This window comes from Algoriphagus sp. UBA3586 (assembly GCF_002376385.1).
Classification (GTDB): Bacteria; Bacteroidota; Bacteroidia; order Cytophagales; family Cyclobacteriaceae; genus Algoriphagus; species Algoriphagus ornithinivorans.
Window position 1 is genome coordinate 72,884 of the sequence record NZ_DFMT01000013.1, and the last position, 12,926, is coordinate 85,809.

A 12,926-nucleotide genomic window follows, 5' to 3' on the forward strand; every position below is an offset into this window, starting at 1 on the left:
AATCCTTAATTTTGCACATGCGTCAATTCATCCTGCTTTCTTTTTTAATTTTTCTCAGTCATTTTGGATTCTCCCAAACAAGTGTTGGGGTTAGAGCTGGCTATGCGACTTCCTCTTATTCATACAGGCCTGCAGCAAATTTTCGGGCTATCAGCACCGAGAGTGTAGGTAAGCCCACTTTTGCCTTGGTCGTAGAGCATTTTAATTCAAAAAACGCTGGGATTGAACTTAATATCCAATGGATCACTTTGGGCTTTCAGCAGGTCAATGGAGAAGATGAACCCATTTTAGTCAATAGGACAGAGTTAGAATACTTGAAATTCCCATTACTAGCTAGTTTTTTTGCCGGGAGAAGCGGAAGATTTCAAATCAAAATGGGCCCTCATTTTGGTTATCTGATGAAAGCTAATGAAGTTCAAAGGCAAATCAGCAACCCCAATACACCTGTGATTCCTACTTACGGAGGAGCCAACGACAAGCCGAATCGATTTATGTATGGACTTACCGGTGGAGCAGGGATTTCCAAACTATTTGGCAAGAGCACCATTTCGGGAGAGGTTCGTTTTTCTTATGACTTCACCAATCCTGAGAGTCAGGACAGGATTTTCGACATGAATTCTACAAATTTGGAGTTTACACTAGCGTATTTGTTTAGAGTGCGAGATCCTAAGACTAAGAAATAGATTATTTAGGTAATTGGTTTTCAACCTTTTTAAAAATCTTAATTTTTTTCCTTTCGTTCTGTCATATATTCCTCTCTTTACCCGACTAAAGGATGTAAATGAATCGGTCACAGCTCGAACATATCTTAAAGCTTCATCATCGAGAAGCCTACATCTGGGCAAGGCAATGCTGTCAATTTGATGATGAACTCGCTAAAGACATGCTTCAGCAATCTTATCTCAAAATCCTTGAAGGAAAAGCTAAGCTAAAAGATGCTACTAAGGTTAAAACCTGGCTTTTTTCAATCATCCGATATACTTGCATAGATTCATTGAGAAAAGGAAATAGACTGCAGGCCTTAGGAGAAAAGGATGATTTTATAGAACCTGAGAAGGATACTGAAGAATTGAATTTTGAGGCAATTCTCAGCCAACTTCCGACAATGCAAAGAGAAGTCATTACTTCGGTTTTTTACCACCAAATGACTATTGCTGAAAGTGCTGAGATCCTTCAAATCAGCCTTGGAACGGCCCGAACTCATTACGAGCGCGGAAAAAAGAAACTCAAAGAATTAATCTTAAAATCCCAAATACTGGAATATCATGGAAAATGATCAACTGATAAAAGACTTTTTCTCTGAAATGAAGAAGCAAGATCAAAACCTTCCTATTCCCGAATTCCCGGAAACAAAGGTGAGCACCTTTAATTGGTGGTTCCCAATGGGAATAGCTGCATCCTTACTCGTTGGAGGATTATTATGGTATCAACAAGAACCAGCCAAAGAAGCGCCCAATGAGGTAATTATTATTTCTCTTCAAGAAAATGAAAATCAGCAGCAAACATTGATTATAGAGGAAAAGGCATACATCGATGTTTGGGAGTCAAGCACCTCCTCATTACTAACAGAATTCTAAGCTAAACCAACTTAACCTATGAAAAACCTATTAATAATCCCCCTTTTCCTGCTTTCTTCTATTGTGATGGCCCAGGATATTTTCAAAAAGAATTTATACTCTGCCGACCAAATCATGGAGGCACGGGAGAAAATCAACCTGACTGATGCCCAAGCCACTAAGATTAAAAAAATCCATGCAGAAAATGCTGGAGAATTCTCTACCCTAAAATGGGACTTGGATGAAGCCAATGCCAAATTGGAAAAGATGCTTCAATTGCCTAAAGTAGATGCCTTAGCTGTTAATAAACAATTAGACAAGGTTTTACAGCTCGAAAACCAATTGAAGAAAAAGCAGCTCAGTTCTTTGGTTGCCATCAAAAACGAATTGACAGAGGAGCAAATCAAACAGATGGGACAAACTCGAGTATTAGGATATTCCAGTATTAGCCCTTCAACTTCTGTACGCGGATCAATAGCTAGTGGACTTCGTGGTACTGGACAAACGAGATCGGGCCAACCTGCCTATAGTACCTATTCTGGATTTTCTCCAAATTCGAAAGTGAATGTGGTAGTAGCTGGGGAAGCCAGCAGTGACCAGCCCCTTTTTGTCATCAATTCGGATGCAGGAACTATGGAAAAATCCTCAATGGAGCAGCTTGATATCAATCCTAATGATATTGAAAGTATCACTGTGCTGAAAGATAAAAGTGCCACAGAAGTGTACGGAGATAAGGGCAAAAATGGAGTAATCATTATCACCCTCAAAAAGGGAGCAAAAGTTAAGATTAAATAATCAGGCAAGACATAAAGTAAAAAAGGAGGCCATTCAGCCTCCTTTGTCCTAACCCTCCAAGGGTTTAAAACCCTTGGAGGGTTCAAAACGGAAAATCAATTCAGAAACTTCCAGCTGGCTTTGTGATTTTTGTCTAGAGGTTTTCCAGTCACTTTCGCTCTTAAAATTTCCACGGGCATGGTATTTTGCTGCATGATCATGTCGTGAAAGGCTTTCTCATCCATTTTTCCGGAATCCACCATTTCTTTTCTCAAGGAATAAAACTCCAAAGCACCAATCATATAAGCAATCTGATAAAGCGGTCCGTAGCTTCCTTCAAAAGACCTTCTTACCTCTGCCTCTGCATTGGCGTATTCATGTCCTACTCGATTTACCAGTAAATCAATACATTCCTGAGGTGTCATTTTTCCTAAATGATAGTTGAGAGAAAAGATAATCCGTGCGCAACGGTGCATTCTCCAAAATAGCATACCTACCTTGTCTTTTGCATCTCTTGGAAAATCGCGATCCCAAAGCACAAACTCCCAATACAAGGCCCAACCCTCCGTCCAAAATGGTGTTCGAAATAAGCGCCTGTGAGTCATGTAGCGCTGATTCATAAATTGCTGCAGGTGGTGACCGGGAATCAATTCATGCTGAACTGTAGCTCTGGAAAAGTGAGGGTTATTCCCTCGCATTGACATCATTTTTTCCTCATGACTCATTTCGGAGGTAGGATAGGAAATCTGAATCACCTCTCCCCCCAAAAAGAAGGGACTTACTCGCTGCCTTTCTGCAGAAATCATGGATGTTCTCCAGGTTTCTTTAGCCAATTCAGGCACGGTAATCCAATCATTTTTTTCCATGATGTCAATTGCCTCATTTCCCAATCTTACTACTTCTTCCGGCCAAGCTCCTTCAGGTAAATAGGTTTCTTTGACCATCTCCAATGCTGCTTTCCAGTCATTCCCAAAACCCAATTCATTGGAGGCTTTGAGCATTTCTTTTTCACACCAGGCAAATTGCTTTTCCGCTTCAGCAATCAACTCCTCAGGAGTATAAGCTATCATTTCAAATGCCAATTGATTTAGCAGAGCTTCTCGCCCTATAGGCTTTCCGATGATCCCACTTCCATCATCCTTCACTGAATTGGTATAATGCTCTCTCAAGGCTTTGGCATAGGCTTTCATAGAAGCATCCAATCGCTTCCAAGGCTCAGGCATCCACCAAGTAAACTGCGGATCATAATCATAGTAAAAATTATAAGCCTCTCCTACCACACGGTTTAAGCTTTCCACAGCGGAAGCAGCCAAATCGGCTTTTTGCCAAGAATTGTACTTGGAGGTAGTCGGTAAAGTCTTTAATTGCGTATCAATTTGATTGGCTACCTGGTTCCAACTTGCTGCCAAAGCTTGAGAATCGGGTTGCTTGGCTCTTCTTCTATCCACTACGAATGCATGCAAAGGACTACCGAATGCAACCACGTTTTTGATCGCATCAAAATCCCTTTTTTCAAGTTGCAATTCTGCCAACTGAGTCTCGAGATAATTCCTGAAAAGCACATAGTCTATTTTACCATCCTCAGAGAATGCCTCGTAATTGTAGCTTTGCAAAGCATCCAAGTATTCTTGATTGAATGCTTGCATGCGTTCAAAATATTCATCAGAAAGTCTATTCGTATATAATCGCCCCAGTGCTCCCCTATCCGCTTGATAGGTGGTGATCATATTGGCCAATTCTGTGGCCTGCACCCAAAAACTAAAGCAAACAAATAGAAAAACTAAGAGTGTTTTTTTCATAATTGAATTGAGCTTGGTGGTTCAAAGTCTAAAATACCAAATAAACCCTAAGGTTACTATTTAAGTTAAACCACATAGCCACTTTTAAAACCGCATAGGAACGATAGAAAACATAGAATTAGAAACGATCCAATTTTTCAAAGTATTTATTGATAAAAGTCTTTTGGCCTTGCTGGAAAAGGTTAATTACATTAAAATTGATCAAAATACCCTTAGGGGCTTTCAGAAGATTCATATAATTCATTAGCTGGGCTTGGTGAATAGGCAAAATCTCATTAACTGACTTGAGTTCTAGAACCAAAACTCCTTCCACTAAAAAATCACATCTTAACAAAGTCTCTAGTTGCTGACCCCGATAAATTATTGGAACTGATAGTTCCGATTTATAATTAATAGATCGATAGTCAAACTCAGCGATAAGGCATTGATGATAAACACTTTCTAGAAGACCAGGGCCTAAAAACTTATGTACATGAATTGCCGCGCCTAAAACTTGGTAAGTCAGTTCGTCTAAAGATTTCTGGGTGTAGTTCATATCCCCATTAAATTAAAATAAAAAAAATTAGAAATGTAGTTTAAACTATAGTTTTTAGTCTATGATTTCTATGATCTCTATGCGGTAAAAATTTTTTCTTCATTGAGATCAAAACCGAAATAAATACCCGCCAAGATCTTTGAAAGTATTCTTTATGCGAGTAGAATCCACTGAAGTTTTCTCCAAGTATTCCTCCCAACCATTCGCATCCTTCAAGTCAAATTTCACCTCCACCAATTTCTCCTCAGCAAAACTATTCATCCCCCGCTTTTCGTCTACTAATCCCAAATAACTGTTCTCCGAAACCCGGTAAATTTTAGCCCAACCTTGATCTGCAGACAATCTCAAACCCAGATTTTCGGTCATAAAAATCTCCATAGGAAGCATATCCTTGTAATAAAGCCAGGTGACTGAGCCATAAAAATTCAAATTCGACCCCAATTTGGTTGACTGAGGCTCCAGGCTTTGCAATTCGGGCATTAAAATTTCATTTTCAGGATGCTGCCGAAACATTTCAAATTCCAATAAATAGCCTTCTGGATCAATCGCTACAAATCCATCATGAGCTCCTTCCGGGTTTTGTTTGAGTGAATATTTCACCGGAATATTTTCCTTCTGAACATGCTCATACCAAGCTTCTAAATTATCGGTCAATAATGCCAAAGCCACAGATTTAGCTTCTTGACCTGAATATTCAGAATCAGCCACACTTTTCAGAACCAAGCGGGAATCTCCTGCTATCTGAAAAGTAGCAGAGCTTGCATTCTCCTCCAGAAGCTTCAAGCCCAATTTTTCGGCATAAAAATCTTTTGCTTTATTCAAATCTTGAAAGAACCAGATCAACTCCTGTCCCTGAATCTGAAAATCTTCCAAGCCCCTGAATTCAGAATTTTCGGCCAACAAATTATTTATTGCTGATGAGGGATAGCCCAAAAGTCTACCGAAACGCCGACTCAAGTCCCTGATCTCTTTTTCATCTGAAGTAGATGCTAGCCGCTTTTTCAAATCCTCATAGTTTAATAAGGCCGTTCCCTTGTACAGAATTAGAACTTCTTTTCCTTCTGCTATATCCTGAGGAAACAATTTCGTTTTAACTAACTCTGATTCTCTGAAAAAACTGATTTGATATTTCTCTGCTAATCTCTCTGCTTCTGGCATAAAAAGATCCATTTCTGCCTCAGACATCAAAGGGCCTAAAGCCAAAGGCTTGACATCCGTTGCCACCATTTCGGCAAACGCCTCCACTTGACCGGATTCTTTAAGAAACTCGCGTTTCGTACAGGAAGCTGATAGAATAAGTAAAACGAAAAAGGCTAAATCACAGAGTTTAAAATTCATTTGGGTGCTTTGTTTTATTGTGCAAGATAAAGCTAGTAAGAAAAACTTTCATCCGTCTCTGCATCCATCCTTCACTTTTATGCATCTAAGGATTATAATCTGCAATACTAAATTCTTACAACATAGTAAAAATCAAATTATTAAATTGTTTTCCCGTACTAAACCAAAATTTACATTCCTTTATACTTAACCCTAACTCTTTTTATGGAACTCATCATTCAAAACCTCTCCAAAACTTACTCCAATGGAGTGAAAGCCCTCAATGATATCTCACTCACCATCCCACAGGGAATGTTTGGATTATTAGGTCCAAATGGCGCTGGAAAGTCAACCTTAATGCGTACGATAGCTACTCTTCAGGATGCTGATGAAGGAAGCATTTCTCTGGATGGGATTGATGTACTTCAGGATAAACAGTCGGTAAGGGAACGCTTGGGATATCTCCCTCAGGATTTCGGCTTATACCCTAGAATCAATGCTGAGACTATGCTGGATCATATTGCGCAAATGAAGGGAATTGGAAATAAATCTGAGCGAAAGGAGCTGGTAGCTTCACTATTGAATAGGGTAAACTTGTATAAGGATAGAAAGAAAGGTTTGGGAACTTACTCTGGAGGTATGAGACAGCGATTTGGAATTGCTCAAGCACTTGTTGGAAACCCGAGTCTGATCATAGTTGATGAACCTACAGCAGGATTAGATCCATCTGAAAGAAACCGCTTTTACAATTTACTTTCCGAAATCGGAGAAAATACTATCGTGATTCTTTCTACACACATCGTCGAAGATGTAAATACCCTTTGTTCAAATATGGCCATCATTTGCATGGGAGAATTACTGATGCAGGGAAAACCTAAAGACGGCTTAGCTATGGTACAAGGGAAAATTTATAAAAAATCCATTGATAAAAGTGAATTAGATCAATATCGCCAGGATTACCATGTGATCTCTACCAAGCTTATTGAAGGCAAATTAAGCTTGCGTGTGGAAAGTGAAGCAGCTCCCGGGAATGGTTTTGAACCAAGTCAGGCAGATTTAGAAGATGTATACTTCAGCTTTATTTCGAAAAAAGTAGATCCTATCACTATTTAATCTTGCGCTATGTTTAAGGATATCTTTCTTTTCGAATTAAAGTACAGATTTACGAGACCGGCAACCTGGATTTATTTTCTTTTATTATTTGTAGTTGCCTTGATTCTAATTGGTACGGGGAACACTCCGGCTTCAGAAAAGGTATTTCATAATGCCCCAATTGTAATCGCCAACCTCCTATTATTGATCTCAATTTTTGGGATTTTAATTGCGTCAGCGGTAATGGGAGTACCCCTTTACAGGGATTTGGAGCATAAAACAGCTACCTTTATGTTCAGTTACCCCATATCCAAATTTGGCTATTTCATGGGAAGATTTTGGGGTTCATTTGTGACCTTATTATTCATTTCCTCTGGAGCCTTGTTGGGGGTTTATTTGGGCAGCCTTTTGGGTCCAGCATTCGGAACTGATGTAGAGCGATATGGCCCTAATTCCTTGGTTAATTATTTACAGCCTTGGTTTACCTTATTGGTTCCAAACCTTTGGTTGGCCGGATCCTTATTCTTCTCATTGATTATTTTCACTAGGAATATCCGCTCCATTTATACCGGAGGAATAGTGATTTTTATTGCTTACCTATTAGCAAATTTTCTGGCTCAGGATATTGAGAACAAAAATATTGTCCAACTGATCGACCCTTTTGGCCTCAACTCCTTTGCATATGAAACTCGCTACTTAACTCCTTTTGAGCAAAACAGCTATTTTCTTCCTCTTGAAGGAAACCTACTGTTGAACAGGTTGCTTTGGATGGCGGTAGGCTTGGTGTTTTTCGTAGCCTCCTATTTTAGGTTTAGCTTCAATTATTTTTTCCAAACCTCGCAGAAGAAAAGCAAGGAGAAAGAAGTAAAGGAAAAAGGATTTATTCAGGGAAAAATCGAGTCAGTCTCAGACTTTTCCAAGGCCTATCAATGGAGCAGTTTAAAAACCCTGACCAAAATCGAAATCCAAAATATTTCCAAAGATGTTTATTTCAAATCCATCTTATTGGGTGGATTGATATTTCTGATACTGGATTTTTGGATTGGGATTACTCTTTACTCTGTGCCAAACCTTCCATCCACCAGCTTTTTGATGGAGTATAAAACTTTCGATTACAACCTCTTTGTGTTCATCATAATCGTGTTTTTCACCGGAGAAAGTTTACACAGAGATAAAGCCACAGGCTACTCTGTAATCAATGATACTTTCCCTGTTAAGGACACGGTAGTCATTGCCTCCAAGTTTTTGGGAATGGCATTCATCTGTCTGATTTTAACTACCATCCCAATTTTTGTGGGCATCATTGTCCAGACTCTTAAAGGGTATTTCAAATACGATTTAGGAGTCTATCTCACCGACTCTTACTTGATTGGGTTGCCGGATTATTTGCAAATGGTCATGTTGGTGTTTGCCGTTCATTTGGTTGTCAACAATAAGTTTGCAGGGCATGCAGCCGCTATTGGAATTTGGCTGGTTATGTTAATCCTTAGAGGATTTGCAGATTACAATTTCAATCTGTTTTTCTATAGCTATAAACCAGGTTATACCTGGAGCGACATGAATGGCTTGGGGCATTTTGGAGAACCTCTTTTCTGGTTCAATATTTACTGGACTGCCTGGGGAATATTCTTGGTTTTATTCTTCAGTATTTTCTTCTCAAGAGGTACTGAAAATTCTTTCAAAAGCAGATGGAAAACAGCCAAATCCAGACTTTCTAGCCTGGCACCAAGAGTCTCTTTCGCATTTCTCCTGTTGGCAATTTTATCAGGAGCCTATATCTATCAAACTGTCGTTTATGAAAATGGCTATCTGACTCCTGAAGAGGGAACAAGAAGACAAGTAGCTTATGAAAAGCAGCTTAAGAAATATGAAGGCATCCCTCAACCCAAATACACGAAAGTAACTATTCAAGCAGATCTTTATCCTTTAGAACGCGATGCATATTTTTCAGCAGAGGTGGAACTTGTCAATAAAACTGAAGCTCCAATAGACTCCATTCATTTTAACTCTACCTCTTTGGATGACTTTAAGGTTGTTTTGAATGGAGACACCTTGACACATCGCTTCCCACTTGACTACAAATCTAGATTGTTTCAAGTTTTTGGCAGGAAACCCGAAAGAGAATGGTATAAAATCACTGCTTTGCCGGAGACTATGATGCCAGGTGATACTTTGAGTTTTACAATTATCAGTAAGGCAACCAATCAGGGATTCCCTAATTCTGGCTATGGACGTGAACTGGTTTATAACGGAACTTTCTTCTCAGGGGGTATTCCAGAAATTGGCTATAATTCACAAGCGGAAATTTCCTCTGATGAAGACAGAAGAAAATACGAGCTTCCGGAAAAACCGGAGGATCTGCCACCTCACGATGATCCTCAGGGTAAAAGAACCCTTTTGTTTGCGGACGATGCAGATTTCATTCAATTCGAAGCTGTAGTAAGTACCATCCCATCACAGATTGCTGTAGCTCCGGGTTATTTGCAAAAGGAGTGGGAAGAAAACGGACGAAGATATTTCCATTATATTCAGGATACTCCCATTCAGGCCTTCTTCACCTTTGTTTCGGCAGAATATGAGGTATTGAAAGACGTAGCTGAATTACCGGATGGTCAGAAAGTGGATATTGAAATCTTTTACGATAAAAAGCATGCCTACAATCTCGACCGCTTCCTTCAGGCTTACAAAGATGGGTTAACCTATTTTTCGGAGACTTATGGAAATTTCCAGTTTAGGCAAATGAGATTATTGGAATTTCCTCGCTACGCAAGATTTGCTCAGTCCTTCCCGAATACCGTTCCCTTTTCCGAAAGTTTTGGATGGGTTGCCGACTTCAAAAATCCCGATGACTTCGATTACGTGTATTACGTGACTGCGCATGAGTTGGCTCATCAGTGGTGGGGCCATCAAATTACCCCCAACTATACCCGAGGTTCCAATTTGACTTCGGAGGCCTTGGCAGAGTTTTCTGCACTCATTCTCACAGAAAGAAGATATGGGAAAGACAATATGAAGCGATTCCTCAAAGACGAACTAGATGACTATTTGAGAGGTCGATCAAATGAAAGTAAAAAAGAGAACGTTTTCATCAACTGTAACAGACCTTACCAATGGTACAACAAAGGTAGCTTGATTCTTTATGGCTTACGGGATCTAATAGGTGCGGAAGCAATGGATTCAGCTTTGTACAACTTCAATAAGGAATTTGGTTTGAGGCAAAGCCCTCCTTTCCCGGGAAGTTCGGATTTATACAGACATCTTAAAGCAGTTACTCCTGATAGCATTCAATACTATCTAGACGATACCTGGAATAAGATCACCTTGTATGATAATAGAGCAGAATCTGTGAGCACCAAAAAGTTGGGAGATAACGAATACGAAATCACCCTAAACATTCGCTCTCAAAAGCTCTATGCAGACGAAACAGGAAGAGAGTCCAATGCTGAATATAAAGCTGATTACATTGATATAGGTGTATTTGCAGCGGAGGATAAGGATGAAAATGGAAGAACTCGAGTTAATCCACTCTATATTCAAAAGCATAAAATCAAACCTGGAGCATCCACAATCACTATAAAGGTAAAAGGAGGAGTACCTGTGAAAGCAGGAATTGACCCTTACAATAAGCTGATTGATCGAGTTCCTGATGATAATACAACTTCTATTTCAATCTGATTTAAAAGCCCTGAAAATTTCAGGGCTTTTTAGTTTCTTTTTCGTCTAAAATAAGAAGGTGTCTCCCCTTGGATTTTTCTAAAAGCCCTATTGAAATAGGATAGATTTTCAAACCCTACCTGAAAGGCAATTTCAGCAATTCCCAGCTCCGTTTCTTCCAAAAGCTTCAATGCTTCATTTACCCTCAATTGATTGAGGTATTGGGTAAATGTTTTTCTCGTTCTCAATTTGAAAAATCTACAAAAAGCTTCCTTACTCATCGATGCCACACTTGCTGCTTCCTCTAGCCTTATAGTCCGGTTTTTGTTTTCCAGCAAAAAACGCAAAATAATATCCATCCTACTGCCATCTTTCTCCGACAAACCCCAGTTCAATTCAGCATGATTCAAGGCGTTTAAATCATCTTTAGCTTTCTCTAAAACAGCTAACATTTCCATTCCTTTCTGAAATCGGAACAGTCCATTACAGCTTTCAAATTCCGCTATCAATTCCGTTAACCTATCTCTACAAGCCCCTGAAACCTGAAAACAGGCTCCCTTAGTTTGGCTTAAGCTTCGCAGTCCCTGCAAGTCTTCTACCTCCAAAATAGAATCCCCTAAAGCCTGAAAATCAAAAAACAGAGTATTCCCGGCAGCTTTTAAATTAGAATCCGCTTCAAAATATTCTGGATCACTCCTAAATACATGTGGCACATTTTCTCCCAAAAAAAAGATATCTCCCGGCTCAAACCTTCCCACGTAATCCCCACTTAAAAACTGCCCTTTCCCCTCTAGAATTAAGGTGAGTTGTAGTTGGGGGTGCTGATGCAACTTGTCATAAAAGTGATTTCCACGGTCTTTTTGAAACCGGATAAACTCCTTTTGGGATTTAGGTATCTGAAAGGAAATTACTTTTGACATTGAAATATTAATATCTGATTATCCGCAATCATGCCAGTTGCCTTATTTTCCTTGCTTGACAGGTTGGAAGACCGAAGACCGAAGCTTCCGGATTCTGATCTTTTCAGCAGACAAGAAGCCGAATTTTTGTCAATAATGGTAAGAAAGCGGATATCCATAAATTAATATCAAATTATTCAATTGTGAATTAATAATCATAAATATAATCAATATAGTATCAGTATAGATTAATCCTGTAAAAGTCTTTCCACTTGCTCTTAGCTACCTTTGATCCAATAAAGATCAAATAATTAAAGCTTATGAATTGGAAAGGCGTTTTCCCCGCAGTCACTACCAAGTTTCACAAAGATGGATCCTTGGATATGGATTTATTCTTTAAAAATCTGGATTTCCAATTGGAGTCCGGGGTGCATGGAATTATTCTGGGAGGAACTTTGGGAGAAAGTTCTGTTTTGTCTCAGGAAGAAAAAATACAACTGACAAAAGAAACTGTTCAATACATTGGAGGAAAAGTTCCTGTAATCCTGAATATTGCAGAAGGGGCTACAAGAGATGCCATAGATTGGGCAAAAGAAGCAGAAAAGCTAGGAGCGTCTGGTCTGATGATCCTGCCTCCTATGCGTTATGCCGCAGATGCCAGAGAGGTTGTTGCCTATTTCAAGGCAGTTGCTAATTCTACCCAGTTACCTATGATGATTTATAACAACCCGGTAGATTACAAGACTTTGGTAACGCTGGACATGTTTGAAGAATTGGCGGAATGCCAAAATATCCAGGCAATTAAAGAATCTACAAGAGATATCTCAAATGTCACCCGTATGCATAATCGCTTTGGGGACCGATTCAAAATTCTATGTGGGGTAGATACCTTGGCAATGGAAGAATTGCTAATGGGTGCAGTTGGCTGGGTTGCAGGTTTGGTTTGCGCTTTTCCAAAGGAAACGGTGGCTGTTTATAACTTGATTCAAGAGGGTAAAATCGATGAAGCCAGAAAAATTTATCAATGGTTTTTACCTTTATTGGAACTGGACATTCATCCGAAACTAGTTCAGTATATTAAGCTAGCTGAACAGCATTGTGGTATCGGCTCTGAGCATGTCCGTGCTCCTAGACTAACTATAATTGGAGAAGAAAGAGAAAGGATAGAAAAAATCATTTTGGACGGAATACAAAACCGTCCGAAAATATAGAAAGGAAATAAATTAGGGATCCCTCAAAATACTCCTTGCAAGCAGGGTAAATTATTTTGCGAATTGAAGCATATTTCAGGGTATTCCCA

At 39.4% G+C, this 12,926-nt stretch carries 11 protein-coding genes; 7 read left to right on the forward strand and 4 right to left on the reverse strand.

The features are described 5' to 3' along the window. The first annotated feature begins 17 nt into the window (after nucleotides 1–17). The 4 genes from B2906_RS03560 to B2906_RS03575 all read left to right on the forward strand — a co-directional run bounded on the left by B2906_RS03560 (nucleotide 18) and on the right by B2906_RS03575 (nucleotide 2,351). Nucleotides 18–683 carry an outer membrane beta-barrel protein gene (locus tag B2906_RS03560; RefSeq protein ID WP_219957099.1) on the forward strand — a complete coding sequence of 222 codons (666 nt, stop codon included), beginning with the start codon at nucleotides 18–20 and terminating at the stop codon, nucleotides 681–683. A 98-nt stretch (nucleotides 684–781) separates the two neighbouring features. Further along, nucleotides 782–1,276: an RNA polymerase sigma factor gene (locus B2906_RS03565; RefSeq protein WP_091652319.1), complete on the forward strand. Its 495-nt coding sequence runs from the start codon at nucleotides 782–784 to the stop codon at nucleotides 1,274–1,276. Beyond that, the gene (locus B2906_RS03570; protein WP_219957100.1) at nucleotides 1,266–1,577 is read left to right on the forward strand and encodes a hypothetical protein; all 312 of its coding nucleotides are present in this window, start codon (nucleotides 1,266–1,268) and stop codon (nucleotides 1,575–1,577) included. Before B2906_RS03565 ends, B2906_RS03570 begins: the two co-directional genes overlap by 11 nt. Before the next feature lie 18 nt (nucleotides 1,578–1,595). After that, nucleotides 1,596–2,351 (forward strand): Spy/CpxP family protein refolding chaperone, encoded by a 756-nt coding sequence (locus tag B2906_RS03575; RefSeq protein ID WP_219957101.1) that lies wholly within the window; start codon nucleotides 1,596–1,598, stop codon nucleotides 2,349–2,351. A gap of 95 nt (nucleotides 2,352–2,446) precedes the next feature. Here B2906_RS03575 and B2906_RS03580 read toward each other — a convergent pair whose 3' ends face one another. The 3 genes from B2906_RS03580 to B2906_RS03590 all read right to left on the reverse strand — a co-directional run bounded on the left by B2906_RS03580 (nucleotide 2,447) and on the right by B2906_RS03590 (nucleotide 6,002). Beyond that, the gene (locus tag B2906_RS03580; protein WP_219957102.1) at nucleotides 2,447–4,129 is read right to left on the reverse strand and encodes a DUF885 family protein; all 1,683 of its coding nucleotides are present in this window, start codon (nucleotides 4,127–4,129) and stop codon (nucleotides 2,447–2,449) included. Nucleotides 4,130–4,247: 118 nt separating this feature from the next. Beyond that, the gene (locus B2906_RS03585; RefSeq protein ID WP_219957103.1) at nucleotides 4,248–4,664 is read right to left on the reverse strand and encodes a GxxExxY protein; all 417 of its coding nucleotides are present in this window, start codon (nucleotides 4,662–4,664) and stop codon (nucleotides 4,248–4,250) included. Between the two features lie 108 nt (nucleotides 4,665–4,772). Next, nucleotides 4,773–6,002 carry a VOC family protein gene (locus tag B2906_RS03590; RefSeq protein WP_219957104.1) on the reverse strand — a complete coding sequence of 410 codons (1,230 nt, stop codon included), beginning with the start codon at nucleotides 6,000–6,002 and terminating at the stop codon, nucleotides 4,773–4,775. A gap of 204 nt (nucleotides 6,003–6,206) precedes the next feature. Between B2906_RS03590 and B2906_RS03595 the strand changes: the two genes are divergently transcribed. Both B2906_RS03595 and B2906_RS03600 read left to right on the forward strand, forming a co-directional pair. After that, nucleotides 6,207–7,094, forward strand: a complete 888-nt coding sequence (locus B2906_RS03595; RefSeq protein WP_091652309.1) for an ABC transporter ATP-binding protein — start codon at nucleotides 6,207–6,209, stop codon at nucleotides 7,092–7,094. A 9-nt stretch (nucleotides 7,095–7,103) separates the two neighbouring features. Beyond that, nucleotides 7,104–10,748, forward strand: coding sequence for an ABC transporter permease/M1 family aminopeptidase (locus B2906_RS03600; RefSeq protein ID WP_219957105.1), 3,645 nt, complete (start codon nucleotides 7,104–7,106; stop codon nucleotides 10,746–10,748). A gap of 29 nt (nucleotides 10,749–10,777) precedes the next feature. Here B2906_RS03600 and B2906_RS03605 read toward each other — a convergent pair whose 3' ends face one another. After that, nucleotides 10,778–11,647 carry an AraC family transcriptional regulator gene (locus tag B2906_RS03605; RefSeq protein ID WP_219957106.1) on the reverse strand — a complete coding sequence of 290 codons (870 nt, stop codon included), beginning with the start codon at nucleotides 11,645–11,647 and terminating at the stop codon, nucleotides 10,778–10,780. Between the two features lie 299 nt (nucleotides 11,648–11,946). Between B2906_RS03605 and B2906_RS03610 the strand changes: the two genes are divergently transcribed. After that, nucleotides 11,947–12,837, forward strand: coding sequence for a dihydrodipicolinate synthase family protein (locus B2906_RS03610; protein ID WP_219957107.1), 891 nt, complete (start codon nucleotides 11,947–11,949; stop codon nucleotides 12,835–12,837). Nucleotides 12,838–12,926 lie beyond the last annotated feature (89 nt).